The sequence below is a fragment of the Eubacterium sp. BL-380-WT-2B genome (assembly GCF_009696115.1).
GTDB lineage: Bacteria > Bacillota > Clostridia > Eubacteriales > Eubacteriaceae > Eubacterium > Eubacterium callanderi.
Map to the genome: position 1 here is coordinate 111600 of NZ_VUMP01000005.1, position 17606 is coordinate 129205.

General features: G+C 44.2%; 19 protein-coding genes. 2 read left to right on the plus strand and 17 right to left on the minus strand.

What is annotated here, in order from left to right:
- Positions 1-2: 2 nt before the first annotated feature.
- Genes FYJ53_RS10940 through FYJ53_RS10955 form a run of 4 tightly spaced genes read right to left on the minus strand, consistent with a single transcriptional unit; the run spans position 3 to position 3618 of the window.
- The gene (locus FYJ53_RS10940) at positions 3-524 is read right to left on the minus strand and encodes a YjbQ family protein (protein ID WP_013382739.1); all 522 of its coding nucleotides are present in this window, start codon (positions 522-524) and stop codon (positions 3-5) included.
- A gap of 22 nt (positions 525-546) precedes the next feature.
- A complete protein-coding gene (locus tag FYJ53_RS10945) occupies positions 547-1386 on the minus strand; it encodes a class II fructose-bisphosphate aldolase (RefSeq protein ID WP_013382740.1) in 840 nt (279 codons plus the stop codon).
- A gap of 15 nt (positions 1387-1401) precedes the next feature.
- A complete protein-coding gene (locus tag FYJ53_RS10950; protein WP_013382741.1) occupies positions 1402-2049 on the minus strand; it encodes a ribulose-phosphate 3-epimerase in 648 nt (215 codons plus the stop codon).
- Between the two features lie 27 nt (positions 2050-2076).
- The gene (locus FYJ53_RS10955; protein ID WP_090411849.1) at positions 2077-3618 is read right to left on the minus strand and encodes a ribulokinase; all 1542 of its coding nucleotides are present in this window, start codon (positions 3616-3618) and stop codon (positions 2077-2079) included.
- 257 nt (positions 3619-3875) lie between these two features.
- Here FYJ53_RS10955 and FYJ53_RS10960 point away from each other — a divergent pair, with 257 nt between their 5' ends.
- Entirely contained in the window at positions 3876-4817 is a 942-nt protein-coding gene (locus FYJ53_RS10960) for a sugar-binding transcriptional regulator (RefSeq protein WP_013382743.1), read from the plus strand.
- Positions 4818-4873: 56 nt separating this feature from the next.
- Here the strand turns inward: FYJ53_RS10960 and FYJ53_RS10965 are convergent, their stop codons facing one another.
- The 7 genes from FYJ53_RS10965 to FYJ53_RS10995 form a co-directional block, all read right to left on the minus strand.
- Positions 4874-5353 (minus strand): hypothetical protein, encoded by a 480-nt coding sequence (locus FYJ53_RS10965; RefSeq protein WP_148428277.1) that lies wholly within the window; start codon positions 5351-5353, stop codon positions 4874-4876.
- A 67-nt stretch (positions 5354-5420) separates the two neighbouring features.
- Entirely contained in the window at positions 5421-6194 is a 774-nt protein-coding gene (locus tag FYJ53_RS10970) for a hypothetical protein (RefSeq protein ID WP_148428279.1), read from the minus strand.
- Positions 6195-6210: 16 nt separating this feature from the next.
- The gene (locus tag FYJ53_RS10975; RefSeq protein ID WP_148428281.1) at positions 6211-6726 is read right to left on the minus strand and encodes a hypothetical protein; all 516 of its coding nucleotides are present in this window, start codon (positions 6724-6726) and stop codon (positions 6211-6213) included.
- A 336-nt stretch (positions 6727-7062) separates the two neighbouring features.
- A complete protein-coding gene (locus FYJ53_RS10980; protein WP_148428283.1) occupies positions 7063-7608 on the minus strand; it encodes a hypothetical protein in 546 nt (181 codons plus the stop codon).
- Entirely contained in the window at positions 7605-7889 is a 285-nt protein-coding gene (locus tag FYJ53_RS10985) for a hypothetical protein (protein WP_148428285.1), read from the minus strand. Before FYJ53_RS10985 ends, FYJ53_RS10980 begins: the two co-directional genes overlap by 4 nt.
- 14 nt (positions 7890-7903) lie before the next feature.
- Positions 7904-11629: a hypothetical protein gene (locus FYJ53_RS10990; protein ID WP_154557333.1), complete on the minus strand. Its 3726-nt coding sequence runs from the start codon at positions 11627-11629 to the stop codon at positions 7904-7906.
- A 170-nt stretch (positions 11630-11799) separates the two neighbouring features.
- Positions 11800-12102, minus strand: a complete 303-nt coding sequence (locus tag FYJ53_RS10995; protein ID WP_013382753.1) for a helix-turn-helix domain-containing protein — start codon at positions 12100-12102, stop codon at positions 11800-11802.
- A gap of 261 nt (positions 12103-12363) precedes the next feature.
- On the opposite strand from FYJ53_RS10995, the gene FYJ53_RS11000 reads away from it, so the two are divergent.
- A complete protein-coding gene (locus tag FYJ53_RS11000; protein ID WP_013382754.1) occupies positions 12364-12756 on the plus strand; it encodes a helix-turn-helix domain-containing protein in 393 nt (130 codons plus the stop codon).
- 481 nt (positions 12757-13237) lie between these two features.
- On the opposite strand, the gene FYJ53_RS11005 is transcribed toward FYJ53_RS11000, so the two are convergent.
- From FYJ53_RS11005 to FYJ53_RS11030, 6 genes are all read right to left on the minus strand, one after another.
- Positions 13238-14047 (minus strand): ANT(9) family aminoglycoside nucleotidyltransferase Spw, encoded by an 810-nt coding sequence (locus tag FYJ53_RS11005; RefSeq protein ID WP_002294509.1) that lies wholly within the window; start codon positions 14045-14047, stop codon positions 13238-13240.
- Positions 14048-14178: 131 nt separating this feature from the next.
- The gene (locus tag FYJ53_RS11010) at positions 14179-14706 is read right to left on the minus strand and encodes a phosphoribosyltransferase family protein (protein ID WP_002294507.1); all 528 of its coding nucleotides are present in this window, start codon (positions 14704-14706) and stop codon (positions 14179-14181) included.
- 43 nt (positions 14707-14749) lie between these two features.
- Complete coding sequence (locus FYJ53_RS11015) at positions 14750-15613, minus strand: aminoglycoside nucleotidyltransferase ANT(6)-Ia (protein ID WP_002294505.1); 864 nt, start codon at positions 15611-15613, stop codon at positions 14750-14752.
- Positions 15614-15645: 32 nt separating this feature from the next.
- Positions 15646-16380 carry a bifunctional 2-polyprenyl-6-hydroxyphenol methylase/3-demethylubiquinol 3-O-methyltransferase UbiG gene (locus FYJ53_RS11020; protein WP_000662263.1) on the minus strand — a complete coding sequence of 245 codons (735 nt, stop codon included), beginning with the start codon at positions 16378-16380 and terminating at the stop codon, positions 15646-15648.
- Positions 16361-17230: a nucleotidyltransferase domain-containing protein gene (locus tag FYJ53_RS11025; RefSeq protein WP_000228166.1), complete on the minus strand. Its 870-nt coding sequence runs from the start codon at positions 17228-17230 to the stop codon at positions 16361-16363. The genes FYJ53_RS11020 and FYJ53_RS11025 overlap by 20 nt, the downstream gene beginning before the upstream one ends.
- 102 nt (positions 17231-17332) lie before the next feature.
- Positions 17333-17578, minus strand: coding sequence for a single-stranded DNA-binding protein (locus FYJ53_RS11030; protein WP_000567889.1), 246 nt, complete (start codon positions 17576-17578; stop codon positions 17333-17335).
- Between the last annotated feature and the right edge of the window lie 28 nt (positions 17579-17606).

The following is a 17606-nucleotide window of genomic DNA, read 5'->3' on the forward strand; positions in this document are numbered from 1 at the left end:
TTTTATTCCCCCATCACCACAATTTTACACTGACGCACCCGCGGGCGGGCACGGTCAAAATCCGCAAAATAGATATAGCCTGTTTTTCCAACGCCCAGCGCTCCGTCGTCCACGTCAAACACCTCGCTTGCGCCGATCAAAGTGGCTTTAATGTGGGCGTCACAGTTCCAGATGGCAGTCCGGTCACCGCCCGGGAGGTAGGACTCGATGTTCGGCCATTTTTCAACTTCTTCAAAATGCTTTTCACCGGGGTAGCGGTACTGGTCCCAGCTTACCTGATTCGGAATAATTTTTTCCAGAACATCATTGAGATCAGCCTGAAGATACTCATCTCCATCCTCGGTATAATCGTGCACAAACTCTTCAAAGAAAACCGCACAGGTGGTGTGGGGTGAGATCACGCTACAGGTGCCGTTTTTAATGCCGCTTTTAGCAATGGCTTCGCGGACCTGCGGCGTAATGTTAATATAGGTTGGGGTATTTCCATGGGATTCTACGCTAATTTGTTCTTTATATACAGTCATTTTTATCCTCCAGATTGGTCTGTCAGTCAATTGTTTTAGTCTCAAAGACAGAATAGTAGTGCTCCAGGCATTCCTGCATGCCCTTCTTTGACAATGCCTTCACATCAAGGTAGGTTTTCGGCGGGGCTTCTTCCAGTGCTTTCATAGCTGCAGCCAGCAGATCCGAAAAAATATTGATCTTGGAAATACCATTTACCGCACATCTGGCCAAGTTTTCATCTCCTGAGGAGGAGCCTCCGTGCAGCACCAGCGGTGTGTCGATGGCCCTGGCAATTTCTTTTAAACGGTCAAAATTGATTTCCGGGATGCCCTTGTACATACCGTGCGCTGTCCCGATGGAGATGGCCAGGGAATCCACGCCGGTTTCCTCAACAAAGCGTCTGGCTTCCTCCACAGTGGTGTACTGTGAATCGGACTCATCGTGATTTTCGTAATTCTCACCAGCGCCTACATGTCCGATCTCCGCCTCAACCACCGCGCCCCGCGCGTGGGCATAGGCGATAATTTCCTTTGTTCTGCGGACATTTTCCTCAAAGGATTCCATGGACGCATCGATCATTACTGAGGTGAATCCAAGGTCCACAGCCTTTTTAATGATTTCGGGATTCGTCCCATGGTCCAGATGCAGCGCAACCGGCACCTTTGCCTCCGCCGCGTATTTTTTTCCCACAAGCGCTGCATCCTCAAGGGTGATATTCTCCCCGATATGCGCCTCCGCCAGCGGCAGAATCAACGGAACATTCAGCTTTTCAGCTGTCTCCACATGCCAGCGCAGAGATTCCAGATCAATAAAATTCGGAGCTGGAATGGCGTATCCGCCCTCCTGCGCTTTTTTAAACATTTCTTTTGATGTGACTAACATTGCATCCTCCTGCTGTTATAAATTTTTCAGGTTTTGCACCCGCTCTTCCACCGCGTCATCCTGGAATACATAGCTGCCGGCAATCAGTACGTCGGCGCCAGCCTCGACCAGTCCCTGGCCGTTGCTGCCGTTGACACCGCCGTCCACACTCACCGGGACGCGGCTTCCTGTTTTTGCCATGATTTCCTGAGCCTCCCGCAGCTTTTCATAGATACATGGGTTCAGCGGCTGCCCGCCATAGCCTGGCTCCGCGCTCATCATAATCAGCCAGTCAATACAGGGCAAAAGATAGGCAAGCCGCTCTGTGCCGTAGGTTGGCCCAATTCCGATACCGGCTTTTATCCCTCTTTTCCTGATCTCCTGGATCAGATGCAGCGGGTTAGCGCAGGCATCCAGCTGAAAGGTCACGATATCTGCTCCGCAGTCCGCGAAAATTGGAAAAAAAGTTTCCGGATGGCAGACCTCAAAATGCACAGATACAGGCAGCCCGCTGATCTTTTTTAAATCCCTGACCAGCTGGGGGCCATAGGTCATATTCTCCACATACACGCCGTCCATAATGTCGACGTGTATATAGTCAATGCCAGCCGCCTCAGCCTTGATGATCTGTTCTCCAATTCTTGTCTGGTCACAGGCCAGGATTGAAGCTGATACTAATGCCATAGTATCCTCCTTTTTCTGTCAATTATCTTATTTGTGTGTGGTGACTGAGTGCATCCAGTCTTTGGCCAGTGCGTAAAATTCCTTATATTTTTCATAGTAAAACATATAAGCGTCATGGCGCTGCTGATCTGGCTCTACGGTATAATCAACCGTCGTCATGGACTCGGCAGCCGTCTGGATATCCGGATAAACGCCGCCGGCAACAGCGCCGAGAATCGCTGAGCCAAGGCATGGGCCTTCTGTTACCTTTGTAACAATAATCGGCACATTGCAGACATCCGCGTGGGTCTGGAGCCAGAACCGGCTCTTGACCGCGCCGCCGGAAACCACAATGCCGTCCGGCGAAAAGCCTGCCTGACGGAAAGAATCAATGATGGTTTCCGTACCATAGCAGATGCTCTCAATGACCGCGCGGTACATATGCGCTGGCGTGTGCCCCAGAGAGAGTCCGTAAAACATGCCGCGGACATCCGGATCAACATGTGGTGTGCGGTTCCCCTGGAAGAAATCCAACGCGATGATACCATCCGCGCCGATGGGCAGGGCTTCCGCCTCACGGTTCAGAATATCATAGACGCTGCACCCTTCCTCAGCCGCCTGTACCTTCAGATTGCCGCAGAGCTGCTCCTTAAGCCAGTTGACAATGGAACCGGTCGAGGTCTGTCCCCCTTCGACCATCTGCAGCCCCTTGACGATGGCATCCGGATAGGAGCCCCAGACACCCTTGCTGTGGATGGCTTCCTTCACCTGGGCAATATGCAGGTGCGACGAGCCTGTGATGAGCGTAAGCTTTCCAGGCTGAACCGCATTGAGGCCGATGACGCCGACGAAGGCATCCGCACCGCCTTCACCCACCGGAATGCCGGCCACCAGGCCAAGCTCCTCAGCTGCGGCGGCAGTCAGCCCGCCGACCAGATCACCCATTGCGAGAACACGCGGCGGCAGCTTTTCAACCAGATCCTCCAGTCCAATCGTGTTATAAAAATCAACCGGATAGCCGCCCTCCTCCGAATTGTAATACCAACGGCTGGAAGCACAGTTGATACTGGCAGTATACTCGCCTGTTAAACGGTAGGTGAGCCAGTCTGTACATTCATAGAAGCGTGTGGCCTTGTGGTACAGCTCCGGCTCATTTTCCTTCAGCCAGAGGGCTTTTGCCGGCAGACACTCCGCTGAAACCATGCCGTATCCATTGTATTTCAGCGCATCATGACCGGTTTCGTACATGCGCTTCGCCTGCTCTGAAGCACGGATATCCATCCACATAATCGCAGGCCTTAAGGGCACCATATCATCTCCAGACAGCAGCACCGTACAGCAGGTGGTGTCCACGCTCATCCCCTTGATACAGGATGGATCAATGCCACTTTCCTCGATGGCCCTGCGTGACGCCTTACAGATTGCCGCCCACCATTCATCCGGGTTCTGCTCCGCACGCCCGGATGCCGGCGTATACAGCGGATAAGGCTCCTCACAGAATACGATTGGCGTCCCCTTTAAATCAAAGATACCTACACGCGCACCACCGGTGCCCATATCAATCCCTAATACGCAATCCAACTGTTTCATTGTATTACCCCCTTAAATTTTTGTACAGCCAGGATTGTATTCTCCCCCATGAGATACATTCGTTCCCGATTGTAACTTTTGATATCAACATCATACAACAATAACATATGTGTGTCAATATTTTTTTGTTTTTTTAGCCGAAACCTTTATATTTCTTGACTTTTTAACAATGCTTAACGTATAATCAAAGTAGATTTAGTAACAAATGTGCTTCTGTTATGATAGAGCCCTAAGCCACTGAGAAAAGGAAGACAAAAATGAATAAAATCGAATCATCGGATTCCATGTTTAATAAAATGATCCTCATCGCAAATCTGTACTATAAAGAAAAACTGTCACAGCAGGAAATTGCAAAAAAGCTGAATATTTCAAGACCGTGGGTTTCAAAACTCCTGGCCCGCGCAGAGGAAAGCGGTATTGTAAAAATTGAAGTCATGACGCCCTTTACCGAAAACGCAGCCCTGGAAAGCGCGCTCATGCACAAGTATTACATCAAGCATGTCGGCGTCATCAAAAGCGAGAATGCCACCAGAGACGACCTGGCCCTCGCCGCCGCCAACTATTTTATTTCAGAGCTGCGGCCAGAAGACGTCGTTGGCGTCGGCTGGGGCACCAGCGTCTCAAGGCTCATCTCCGCCACCGAATCCCTGTGTTTTCCAAAGGTAAAGGTTGTTCCTCTGGCCGGCAGCTTTGGCAATACCATGGACCTTTTCCCCAACCTGAGCAGCATCCGCCTGGCCAAGACCATCAACGGCGTCGCTGAAGTTATCCACGCTCCAGCTGTGTGCAGCTCGCAGGAGGAATACGAAGCCCTGATGAACAACGGCCAGACGCAAAAGCTCCTGTACATGGGAGAGCACGCCGATATCCTGCTTCTGGGCATGGGTACCTTTGAAATTTCTTCCCAGCCGCAGTTCGGAATTTTTAAACCCGGCGACATCGCTGAGCTGAAGGCCAGACAGGTCATGGGCGATATTGCCCTTCAATACCTCGATGTCAACGGAAACCCCATTGATACAGATTTCACTAGAAGGCTGATCCGGGCAAATATTTTCAAGGCCAGCGCCAACGCGCGGACCAGCATTGGCATTGCCGAGGGCGTTTATAAAAAGGATATTATCCACGCCGTGCTCTCATTAAAGCTGGTGAACGCGCTGTTTACCGATGAGGAGACTGCGCTGGCGCTGTTGGGAATATGAAAAAGGATATTTAAAAAAGCAGGCGTTTCTCTGGGAAACGCCTGCTTTTTTAAATATTATTCTAAATCCAGACTGTCCACTGGCCAGCGTACAGAATAATCATAATGCTCTGCCTTTTGTGACTTTCCAAAGTTATCATTATAAAAAACTTCTATCGTATCCGGCGGCTCCTGTCCATCCTTTACCAGCAGAATAAAATAAAATGTCTGCTCCGCATCTTTTTCCATTTTATTGACCAGATCACTCTCTTCTGTATTTGAGAATAAAAGCTTTCCTTTATATTCTATATTACCACGCGTGCCGCGCACAAGGATATTATCTGTATCGAACGCCATTGAGCCCTCGTTTTCAGCCTTTCCCGTCACCACAAAGTACGTATACCCTTCCTGTTCCTCATAATAGTTATAGTATCCATTCGGGTTCGCGGGCTTTACCTCCTTAAGCTTCTCAGCTTCATCCGCCGTAAAGGTAATTGCGTTCATCTGCAGTTTCATGCCCGACCCTGCCTTTGATTCATGATCCGCTGTCACTTTCATACCACAGCCTCCCACCAGCATGAGTACGAGCAAGAACAAACACAAACACAATAATTTTTTCATCGCTTTATTTCACCTCTAAATCAGCTTCAATGGCGCCTCCGTTATATAAGTGCTCCGTATCCTTTAAATCCGCAGCCTCTATCTTGATAACAATAGGATATGACCCTTTTTCCAGTTTCTTCACAGACTTAAAGCCCACCACAGCCGTGCCGGGTTTGATAAGCCCTGTCCTGTAAAGCTCCTCCCCATTCTCCTTGAGTGTAATGATATATTTAAAGTAACACTCATTTCCATCAGGGTTTAAAAGCGCCGCATCCACAGTTTGGGTTGCCTCGTTCATTTCCAGCACATCATACCCCGGCAGCAGAATCGAGTCAGGGTCTGTATTTTTTACCTGGCCTGGCAATTGATACGCAATGGCGTTTTTATCCAGAGACGGCCCCCTGTTCCAGAACGCGAAGGTAATTCCCCCAACCAGCAGCACAAGCAAAAGCCCGATGACAAGAGCCAGCTTCAGGGGGTTCTTTTTTCGAATCCTCACAAATCCCACTTTGCCCGTTGGCGAAGCGGCTGCCATGTAGCCGAGAACTTTATCAAAAAAAGACAAACGCCCGCTATAAGGATACATCCGCATGGTTTTTGTGCTGCCCTTCTGCTGCATACATATCCGCTCCGTGGCCTCACTGCCGCTTTTTCCTGTGACGTCACCAAAAATGACACGCTTCTTCTCCATCCCTTTCTCAAGGAATACTTTATGTGGCAGATAATTCCAGATGCCGCCGTCCTGGGATTTCAGCGTACTGGACATACCTTTTATTTTTTTATACTCATATTCCATAGACCTCTCCTTTTTCCTACTCCGCTACTTCTAAACGCGTGTCAATATTCCCGGCATTATACTCAATATTCACATCCTTTAGGTCCCGCGTTCTGACAATGACCTCAACGGGATACTCCCCGGCACTCAGGGCACGGTTTAAATCAAACTCCATAACCGCCTTTCCCGGGGGGATCAGGCCAGAGCGGTAGAGTTCCTCACCCGTATCCGCCAGCTTAATGCTGTAGGTAAAGTAACATTCATTCCCATCTGGATTGATAAGCGCCTCCTTCACATGGGGATCTCCCGCTTGAGCCTTCAGCGCATCCAGCCCCGGCAGCAGGATGGACTCGCTGTCGGTATTTTTTACACCATCAATATGATAGGAAACTGCCGTCTTGTCCAATCCCGGCACTTCATCCTGTCTGGCGAACCAGATGCCTGCCACAAAGACTGTAATACAGACAAGCACCGCTAACACAATAAATAACAGTTTGTACCACGCCCGGCCGATGATGCGGACAAAGCCCTCTTCCCCAGCCTCATCTACCACGGGCACATATCCGACCACGGTTTTAAACCAGGAGCGCCTTGTTTTATACGGACTCAGACAAGCCCGGCTCCCTTGGGCCTCCAGCAGGTCTCCTGCTGTCCGGCCATTTTCTTGATCCAGATCAGAAAAAATCTTAAAGCCCCCATTGGGGAACAGCGCCTGCAGCTCCTTCTCACTGATATAGGGCCATACAGCGCCGCTTTTATCCTTATACTCACGCCCTGCGGCAGAGCCGGAACACGCTTGATACCTGATAAGTCATTCCTCCCTTACCCTAACTTGAAAAGAGAGCCAGCCGTATGAAAGGACTGACTCCATGGTGTTCTAAGTGTTTAATTAGATGCCTGCGCTGTCGTCTGTGAAAGTGAAGCCCACATTAGCATTGAACGTACCTTCTGCCTTATCGCTAGTCTTTAAGAATGCCGTCGCTGTGCCTGTAGTACCGCCTTGTTTTAAATCCGCAATTTTCTTGTTCACGGTGGTTAATTCAGTGCTGCCAACAGCCATACCCAGAGCCGCGTTTCCGGTTGCTCCGGTGCCCGGAGTCATAGGGATACCGGTCGTGCTGTCGTAGGTGTCAATGGTCACGGCAACTGTCCTTGCTCCTGTATAAGGATTCTCACCAGTATCACCGGAATTTTTATTCAACAACTTAAAATCCAGTGATACACCATTTGCAATGGTGTCATTATAGTCGGATACCGTAACTGTTTTCGGATAGGAAACCAGCCAGTCAGCCTTATCCGTCGTTGCCGAATTAGCTTTATACGTAACGTTGATTCCTCCGGTTGCGCTTTCTGCGGCGAAAACTGGTAACGCCACGGTGCTGAGCATTGCGGTTAAAGCGATAACACCCGCAATCTTTTTCATTGTACACTTCATTGTGCTTTCCTCCTTTTTATTTTTAATATAATCAACATCAGTGTGTCTCCTGCTGATGCAATTACCAATATCGTGAGCAGGTTTGACAAACCGGTATTGCCTGTAGCAGGCGCGGTTACCCGGTTTCCATCTCCTTTTGAGACTTCCTGCGCCGGCGTTTCCTTTTCCGCCGTATAATGAATTACCATATTGCCCTGATGGACATCCTCTTCCGCGAAAACGGGACTGCAAAAGCACGCCATAAGCAACACTAGCAAGAAAATATAAAATATTTTTTTCACTTTTCCGCACCTCCTTATGACCCTGGGGAGATATAGAAGAGCGGCGTCTCCCCAGACGCCAAACTGGAGCCTGCGTTAAAGGTTCCCTTGTAAATCTCATTTCCACTCTGTGATACCGTATTAAACCAAAGCTTTTCAGTCTGGACAGCGCCAGGAGCGGTTGACGAACCAAGCAGAGCCACGCTCACATACCGGCTGTCCGCCGTGGTGCTGTTCTGCAGAGGATTTCCATTTTTGTCACACGCTGTAACCTCAACTGTCTTACCGGGGTCATTCACAGACGTCAGGTCAAAGGATTTTAACACATCCACATTTATGGCTTTATCATTGCCATAAACCTGCTGGTACGAAACCGTCACGCCTGAGCCAGCATGTTTCTGATCCGGGTCGTTCAGGTTTGAGTTGTTTTCTGTCAGGACAATATTCATGGGAATGGAAACAAAGTATTCCGGCGCAATATCCTTCCATACCGCGGTTAAGCGGATACTTTTATTATTGGCGTCTGGGCCAGAGGAGAACGAATACACTGTTGGGGTTTGTTCTTCTGAAAGCTCCAGACCCGGCTTCTGGTTCCATTGACCGCTGTCATCAAGCTCCTCCACAGTCCAGTGGTCAAAGGCCTTACCCGGCGGATACTGGTCCACGGTCGGGAATTTTATGACTGCCTGATTGCTGCCGTCATAGGTCCGGTAGACCCTTGTATCGCTGATACCATCAAACGGCACATTTTTGTCCTTTTGGTAAAGGACCTCCAGCCCCCGGTCATACTTTACCGATGCCAGTTCCTCATCCGGCTGGGTGATTTCATGCTTGATGACCGATGTCGCAGCATTATGGTAGTACGTATAACCATCCGCCGGATTGTCATAGGTTTCCGCGAAGTTAGTAAAGGTGATATGGGAACCCGTAATAACCTCTACTGCTTTCCTGTCAAAGGCGGTTGTGTTATACTGTGCAGCGGTATTATCGGCGGCGCTCACATCCTGCAGGTATTTGTTCACTTTGCCGGTTAACATCTCTCCCTCGCTGCTTGTTCCATCCTTATAGATCAGGTTGAATTTTACCTTGAGGTTTCCAGAATACATCAGCAGATTTAAGCGATCCTCTTCTTCCGGGCTTAATGTCTTGTTGTTATTCCAGGAATCCAGTAAGACGCCCGCGTCCCGGCGGAAATAATCCGAAAGACTGATGACATCGCCTGGTCTGAAATATACCGTGTTATCAAGCGATTTCGCCAAAACCAGTTTGTAGTCCGAAGGTAACAATTCATTATCCGGCGCTGTGATCTCTCCGGTAAACCCGACAAAGGTTTTGTTGGCCTGTTTCGGCGCCTGGTAATCCTTGTTGAATATGATTTTATCATTCTCCAGCAGGTCAAAGGTTGTTCCATTACTTCCTGGCTCTACAATATTATTGGGTGCTGCTCCGTTATTTGTTATATCCACGGTGATCTTATCTGTCTTCACATCAATGGCCCGCAGCTCATGGCGGTCTGTCAAACTGTCAACCGGCATGAACATTGTGTATTGGAATGAGCTGACATCTTTTCGATTCTGATTTGGATTAAACCACGAATAACTTCCCAATGGAATACTGGCATTATGCTTGTCGCTCTTATTTTGAATTTCAATTGGTACATTTGTCATAATCGGCGTCGGATCCGCTCCATAACTTTCTATTCTGGGGTTTGTATACCCCCATTTTGGGGCAATTTCAAATTTAAAAAACGCCTTCGTATCAGCTTCCCACGGCACCTTGTTGCCATCCGGCATATTTTTGTTAAACACTGCCAGCTTATCTAAAAATATACCGCCAGCTTCAATGCTCTTTGGGCTTATTTTACCGTCCTCCCCGCCATCTCCATTGTTGTTCTGTGTATCAGAGTCCACATAGTAAGAATCATACAGTCCATTTACTGAATCAAGCGAAATATTTTCGAGGTTACGGAAGTAATGCGGCCCCTGCACACTGCTCGATGATTGGGTTTTCAGGTAAAAGCTGTTTTTCATATTTTCGATCTTCACATGTACTTTATAACTAGGATATGAAGTTGTTGGATTAAATCCCACCTTTAGAGGCTTAGTAGTAACTACAGATTCCTTAACGGTTATTGTGATCTTAGCGCCATTGGCTGCCGTATACGGTTTTAGTGTCATGGGTGGATAGGCGCTCGGATTATCCGGGTCCACTGTCCAGCCCGGATCCCAAAGTTGAATTGCTTCGACAATCGGGGTGCCGGTAGAATAATCTTCGCCATTTGGAAAATAGCAGAGATTCAACGTCGGCGCAGGCCACATAAAGTAAGCCCCCTGATTTATCTTATAACGGCCGCTCACGTATTCAAAATCTAATGCCTGGCCACTGTTAAACGTACCAGTGGCTATATCTTTCGAGGCACCTGCTTTTATGGCGACTGGCGTTGAAGTACCGTCAAGAACCTGCATATCCAACATAAATCCATCGACGTTGTTATTATATGCCCCGTAGCGGGCGTCTCCTGCTGTATAATCTCCTGCTGCATCCGTTACTGCCCACGTGGTTTTACCTACATCGTCATATCTCTGTAAGCTGGAGCTTCCGTCATAGAGACCATAAGTCAGGCTGCCGGTGTCCTTGTCTCCCACAACGGTCATGGTCACTGGCTGGTCCGGATAGTTGAAAGCGTAGGTGACGGTGCGCTCCTTGGGGTCACTTGTCACCTCTGGTTCCAGCGCCGGATCATTAAAATCAAAGCTGATGCCAACCGCGGCCTTGCCTTCCGGCGGATTCTTTACGTAGTACCCCACAGGGTAGGTCAGCTGTACTTTTACCGGCGCTGTTGAGTTAGCGTAATAATTTCCATCCTTGCCTTTTTTCATACCGCTGATCACATCCACACTAAAGCCTTCGGTCGCTTTACCGTTCTCAATGGTTACAGGGTATTCCTTCGTGTTCAGGGTAAACACAAAGACCGCCTGGGAATCCTTTGGCGCCTCGTAGGCCACATCAAAATCCTGGGCCGGCTCTTTGTCTTTCGCTACCGCGTAATAAAATATTCCGCCAATTTCATCGTAATAGCTGATGGGATAGGTTTCCACTGCCGCGCCATCCGTAATCCGGATTTCCGCGTGGTCAAACCTATAGGGGAGATTATTCCATGTCTGATCCGGGATTCCCGTAATATCTCCACCCCCAAAGGAGTACGTATCCCTTGGATTTACTTCCCCATCAATATACATGGGAATATTAATCGGTTTTGCCGCTCTGCCCTGCATTGCCTTCAGATCCCTGACCATTATCTGGTTTTGCGGCGGCAGCAGGTTGTCTACGCTTACTGAAATTTTCTCTTGCTTTTTTCCGGTTTCGGATGCGTAATTCACTTTGAAATCATACACACCGTTTTCCGTTACATGATAGGACACCTTATCCGGATTAAATGTTTCCCCATCCGGGCCGATAATTTCTTCTACCTCCCCTGGGGCAGCGCCCTTTGACGCCTGTCCTACAATGTCCGCCTCTGTACCGTCTTCGCTCTTCTCTACATTAAATTCGTATCCGCTGTTCTTTGTATTTGCCGCTATAATCGATGTCGGTGAAATCACAGTGAACACTGTAAGGGACAGCATTACAAACACGACACACAAAGAGATCATTTTATAGTTTTTCTGCTTATTCTGCAATATTTTCGCCTCGCTCTCTAAAGAATCGCCCTTCTGCCTCCCAAATCCTGCTGCAATTAATGCAATATCTAAAGGAGACATCTGGTATGAATCCAATAACAACGGCAGTTAGAGAACTAAAACGAAAGAGGTAAATACTGCATTTATCCCAAATAATATAAAAAAGGTGCTGAGTTTTTATAAAAAACCAGCAAAATTTTAAATATCATCCTTTTTATTCTCTATTTTCCATCTACACATCCGTCTTCATTTTATTCCGAATGACCTTCAAATCCGTTCAAAACAACATTGACGATTTCTTTCTGTTTCTCATCCAGCTGGTCGTAGTGTTTTGCGACGAGATAAGCTTTTGGTGATAACTCTGTTGGATTGTTCGATAATAAGTAGTCCACGCTCACACCCAGGTAATTTGCCACTTTTCTTAGCTTGTCTGCCCCGGGTTCTGCGGTTTTCCACCGGGAAATCGTACCATTGCCAAAATTCAGCTCTTTCTCCAGCGCTTTTACCGAAATTCCTTTTTGGACAGACAGCTCGTTTATTTTTTTATAAATCAACAGAATATTTTACCTCTCAATTTACTATTTTCGAAACAAATCTAAACATTCCCTTGACAGATCGCTGAAAATAATCTATTATAGACTCAACTAAAACACACAAATAATTAGAGTATTATCTAAAAATAGCTCTTAATCAAAAAGATTATTTGATTTACCTCAGCTTTATTTTCATTATATTCGATTTAACTCTAATTGTCAACATATTCTTTTTGATTTTTTTCAGATTTTTAGATTTAATTCAAAAAGGAGATTGAGATTGTGAATGTATTAGAGAGAATTCAAAAACTGGGCAAAGAAAAGGGGATAAGCGTTGGTTTTTTAGAAGAAAAGCTGGGCATTGGACGCGGCACCATTTATAAGTGGAACAAAAGCGCACCCAACACGGAAAATTTGGTTAAAGTTGCCGATTATTTTAACGTTTCTATTGATTATTTGTTAGGCAGGGATCATTCATTAAACGAAGAAGATGAAAAAGACATAGCAAAAATAATGGATAAAATGAAAAAGCAGCTTGCGAACGAAACAGACTGGGTGTTTGATGGCGAAGCCATGAACCCCGCGACAATAGAGCTGCTGCTTCAGGACATAGAACAACAGGAAAGAATCGTAAAGGCTTTAAATAAAAATTACATCCCTAAAAAACGCAGGTAATGGTCATACGCCGCCAGAAAGAAGCTGCCGAGAGGCTTGTAAAAAACTCAAAATTGGGGCTGGCGTGATTTATATGGATTATCCGTTGTTGAAATCTGTGGCTGGTTATCAGCAGGCAAAACCCTTTCCTATTTGGATAAGGCGTGTTTGCTGTGCTTAATAAATTCGGAGAAAAAAGAATTTACTGCGCTGTGGGCCTGAGCCCGCCGTCTGTCCACCCGTTAAATTGGGGTGGACAAAATGGCGGGGCTCAGGCCTGTTTTTTATTAATCTACAACGCTAAAACACGATTCACCTGGAAAGCTTGACCACTGTCTCCACATGGCTCGAGTTGATGGCATTGATGTCTTAAGCTGATTTTTAACCCTTTCGTTCGCGGGAACGTATCAACGGTATTTTGATTATTTTTTAAGAAACTGATATATGGGGGAACATATCGAAGCAATCAATAATGCACATTAACAACTAGTCTTTGTTATATTTAAACTATTCGAAAAGGTAATTGGATATTAAGGGAAGACTCTATAGACTTTTTCATATGATTAACGAGTTCAGCCACCTCAGATTCCATTCCTTCCCACTTGTCAACACACTCTCCTAAATAAGCCTCTCTCGCTTTGTTGAGTAAAGTAGCATGCTCATCGGGTAATTGAGGTATCGCCCATTCAGCTGCCAGATCTTTTGAGCGAATTTCACCAGTAGATGCTGTCAGCCACATTCTGGCTAAAGTTAAAATCACATTGCGTTCGTCACCGTTAATGCTAGCTATCAACCCGGGCAACGATTCTTTAATTGCTTTTCGAATATCTGTCATTGGCACAGGCTCAATTACTTCTGTTGCCTTTGGTCCCAAAAGGTTAATACTATTTTTTCTTAGTTGTGCTAAAAGTATTGCTAAATCCGGATCATAAGTCGACTCAGGAATTTCTCCCTTTTCAAACTGCTCTCTTAGCCACTCGCCATACATAAATTCATATTTGGGGGGGAAATGCCAAGGGACAATATCCTTTTGATTTATGACCGTAACTTCAAGAGGCCTCATATCTTTTATGTTTCCTATTTTCCCAGATATAAGCATTAACCTATTTGTAAGATTCCTTCGAGTTTTTTCAGATAAACTTTGATTTGTTATTACCAAAATATCTACATCGCTATTCATACGTAAACCACCCATTACTGCCGAACCATACAAATACACCCCAATTAACATATTATCAAGTAGTTCCGCTATAGTTTTTAATGCTTGAATTGCTTCTTTCGGAATTTTTTTGTTACTTAAATCTATACTCAACTTCGATCTCCTTTCGTCTGAAAACTGTTTTTTAACGCCTCTTAAAATTTATAAAAAAAGAGTAAACATCTTTCGTTGTATTGTAAATTAACGCCATCCAAAATTTTGATTCAAGATTTTCTTTCGGTTTATTATATGTTTGAGCCAATATAAGCTACAAAACTGCTGTCTATCCATTTTTGAGTAACCTCATTTATATCAATCCCAATAGTAGCCAACCCAATAATGCTGCAATCCAATTTCTCTAACAAAGCTATTAAAGCCTTCATTTGAGAACCTGTCTCTATCCAATCATCTACAATCAAAACTCTTTTGTTCCTCACAATAGAACTCTTAGATATTTCAAAGCTTTTATCTTGACCTGAATAGTCGGTAAAATGTGTCGAAATAATCTCTTCTTTTGCGTATGGCAGCTTATCACCTTTTCTTACTCCAATAAACCCCACTCCAAGTTCTTTGGCTATGGCAGTGCCTAGTATCCATCCAATTGCTTCTGGGGCAGCCACATAATCTACTTTATTTTGAAAATCCAATGATAGTACTTTTACAATTTTATCAAAAACGGTTTTATGTGTAAAAATAGTTAGTAAATCATATTTTCCAATTGAGTTACGAGGTAATATACCTCTAATTTCATTTATAACATCAGTACTTTCCATACATTTACACCCCTTGCTTATGGTTAATAATCTTTGCTAATCTTTAAAAATAGTCATTTTCAACATATTTTTTATACATGTCCTCGGTATATCTTGTTATGTTCTTACCATACTCTGGATAATCAAACCCCAGTAGTTCTGCTACCTCTTTGGACACTTCCCTGAACAATTGGTGGCATATAAATAATGACTTCCAAATATTTTCATAGGAATCCATGCGATATGTAGATAATAATCTATTCCATAGATCTTCATCAATGTATTTGTTAATATACTTATAATTTTTCCCAACACTTAATGAAAATTCTGTCTTTATCCCAACCTTCCACGACATCATCCTAAGTAGTTCAAACCGTAGAATCTGGTTCAGATGATCGATTGCAAACAGTATCTCTTTGCGGCACAATCCTTTAATAACATAAGGTGTTACATTCCAAAATTCATTGCAGCAATCATCATACTCCCTTGCGCTTGGCTTTCTTACATGATAATCTATATCAGTCGGAACTATGTCCCTTTTAATTCTACAATCTTTATCAATTAGAACCTTTATTAATTTATCGCCCTTTAGGTAATTATCTAACTCTTCCAAGGGCAATAAGGTAAGATCAATTTTATTGTAATCATCAAATAGCATAAGATAGGAAAATCCCTTTTCTTCAGGTGGGAATAATTCCATATCCTCCGGCTTTTGCATCATTATTATATTCCCAAATTGATTAAGCCAGTCATCATTAGATATAAACGGTTCTATATCACTTACAAAATATGTAATATCATAATCCTGAAATTCATCTTTAGGTATATTAATATTTGCGCGTGACCCCTCAAGGGTCACAATTCGAATACGTTCATCCTGTTCTGCTAAAGAAAGTACTAAATCCATCATTTCTTTTTCTGATCTCATTTACATACTCCTCGTTTATTTTTTCTATATTATTACATCTTCTTTTTTGCCGATACAATCAGCATCATTGGGCGTCGCATTTCATCCGCCATCCCCGGAATATCCATCATGTTCTCTGGCGGCTGTGGCTCCACAATCTGATTTATTATAAAACTATTTGAAAGCAGTGTATTTAGATATGTGGTCAGTGTTCTATGATATTTTGTAACCTTTTCTTCCAAAAACATAGCTGTCCGTTTGCCCTCATAATAATAATTGTCCACCGGGAAATGCAGTATTTCTCCTTTTTCGTTATAATACCAGTCTTGTGTTCCATGAGCAGTAAAAACAGGATGTTCAACTGTAAAAACTAAATTGCCACCAGCCTTCAGCATCCTATATATCTTTTTTATTAAATTCTCATAGTCTGCTACATAATGAAACGCAAGCGAACTTAGTATTACATCAAAGCTCTCCTCTGGGAAATCCACATCTTCTATGGCACAGCATTCATATTCAATCTGTGGAAAATGGGTTTTTCCTTTTGCTACTTCGAGCATTTTATGAGAAATATCAACACCTACTACAGAGGAAGCACCGTTTTCCATCGCATATATACAGTGCCATCCATAGCCGCATCCTAAATCAAGCACACGCTTACCCTTAAAATCAGGTAGCATCTTTTTCAAAGTCTCCCATTCTCCCGCACCAGCCAGTCCTTTCTGCGAGCGACTCATTTGACTGTATTTTTGAAAAAATATATTATCATCATATTTGTTTTCTTTCATCTGAACTCTCCTCGTTTAAAAAGTTATTTATCTCCGATACAATTTCATTCACTTCATTATAAAGCTTCTCGGTCATGTCGTAGCATTCAAAAAGTGAGATACCGAGTACTTCAAAAATATGATTTACCTTCTCGGTATATTTTTCAGGTTTATGTTCAAAAGTTTCAAGCAGTTTTATAGCTTTCTTTTCGTTGATACAATAAGCATTATTACATGCAAATAACACTTGATTTAAACATGAAACTATACGAAAAACATGACCCGCAATATAATATTTATCGTCTGTTCCCGAATTTGCTTTTACAAACATTAAAGAGAACCCTGCTTCAAACATAAAAAAGTTAACTAAACTTTTCTGCAAAGCATTGGGATAAGTTTCTGCCTGTTTTTTTAATTCGCATAAGCTTTCATTCTTAGCATATAGTATTTTGCTAATCGCTAATTCTCCTCGATACATTGCACTAATATAACCATGGGGATGCCCAGTCTGATAATTGGCAGTAACAATTCCGTGCTCTGTATCTTTCATTATTTGTTCCACACGTTTAATATCACGTAAAATTAAATCCACATGATACCCGTTTATGACTAACCATCCGCCGCCATTAATCCAATCACCCCATGCTCCGGGAGGTACAACAAGGTTATTTCTATGCTCATCATCCAGCTTTGTAGCGAATTGATTAATAGTATTTATGTCAAATGATTCTGAATTGTAATAGATGCCGATATCTATATCCGAATCCTCTGTATGGGTGCCCCTTGCACGTGAACCACCTAAAACAATACCTTCTATATAAGACAGAGAGGATAATTTCTCTGCTACTGATTTAATAATATTATCTACCATCAAGCATGCTCCTTTTATCGATTCACTGCTGTAAAAATTCCAAGCCAAATCTTTTGCTTCTACTCAACATATTTATAATTTTTTTAATTTCACAAAAGATAGTTAAAACTTATCAATTGTCTTTTTATACCTCTGCTGATTAGATGAAGTCTTTTCAATAGCCTTTAAATTACCATTCATTTTGCTAACATGGTTTAAAAATAACGTTCCAAGCAGAAGTCGATCCTTTCTGGGTATCCTATTCCACACATATCCCTTGAATAAATCTTTAACAAGAAAAACTTCGCCATCATTTAGATTTTCAGTTTCTCTAATAGCTTCTTCCAATAGCTCATTTACATCAATCATGTTGTCCACTCCTTATTAATAATAATAT

Bases quoted from the DNA above. Each gene is read 5' to 3' on its own strand.
- FYJ53_RS10940 (WP_013382739.1), bottom strand. From the start codon at position 524: ATGACTGTATATAAAGAACAAATTAGCGTAGAATCCCATGGAAATACC.
- FYJ53_RS10945 (WP_013382740.1), bottom strand. From the start codon at position 1,386: ATGTTAGTCACATCAAAAGAAATGTTTAAAAAAGCGCAGGAGGGCGGA.
- FYJ53_RS10950 (WP_013382741.1), bottom strand. From the start codon at position 2,049: ATGGCATTAGTATCAGCTTCAATCCTGGCCTGTGACCAGACAAGAATT.
- FYJ53_RS10955 (WP_090411849.1), bottom strand. From the start codon at position 3,618: ATGAAACAGTTGGATTGCGTATTAGGGATTGATATGGGCACCGGTGGT.
- FYJ53_RS10960 (WP_013382743.1), top strand. From the start codon at position 3,876: ATGAATAAAATCGAATCATCGGATTCCATGTTTAATAAAATGATCCTC.
- FYJ53_RS10965 (WP_148428277.1), bottom strand. From the start codon at position 5,353: ATGAAAGTGACAGCGGATCATGAATCAAAGGCAGGGTCGGGCATGAAA.
- FYJ53_RS10970 (WP_148428279.1), bottom strand. From the start codon at position 6,194: ATGGAATATGAGTATAAAAAAATAAAAGGTATGTCCAGTACGCTGAAA.
- FYJ53_RS10980 (WP_148428283.1), bottom strand. From the start codon at position 7,608: ATGAAGTGTACAATGAAAAAGATTGCGGGTGTTATCGCTTTAACCGCA.
- FYJ53_RS10990 (WP_154557333.1), bottom strand. From the start codon at position 11,629: ATGTCTCCTTTAGATATTGCATTAATTGCAGCAGGATTTGGGAGGCAG.
- FYJ53_RS11010 (WP_002294507.1), bottom strand. From the start codon at position 14,706: ATGGAAAGTACTGATGTTATAAATGAAATTAGAGGTATATTACCTCGT.
- FYJ53_RS11015 (WP_002294505.1), bottom strand. From the start codon at position 15,613: ATGAGATCAGAAAAAGAAATGATGGATTTAGTACTTTCTTTAGCAGAA.
- FYJ53_RS11020 (WP_000662263.1), bottom strand. From the start codon at position 16,380: ATGAAAGAAAACAAATATGATGATAATATATTTTTTCAAAAATACAGT.
- FYJ53_RS11025 (WP_000228166.1), bottom strand. From the start codon at position 17,230: ATGGTAGATAATATTATTAAATCAGTAGCAGAGAAATTATCCTCTCTG.
- FYJ53_RS11030 (WP_000567889.1), bottom strand. From the start codon at position 17,578: ATGATTGATGTAAATGAGCTATTGGAAGAAGCTATTAGAGAAACTGAA.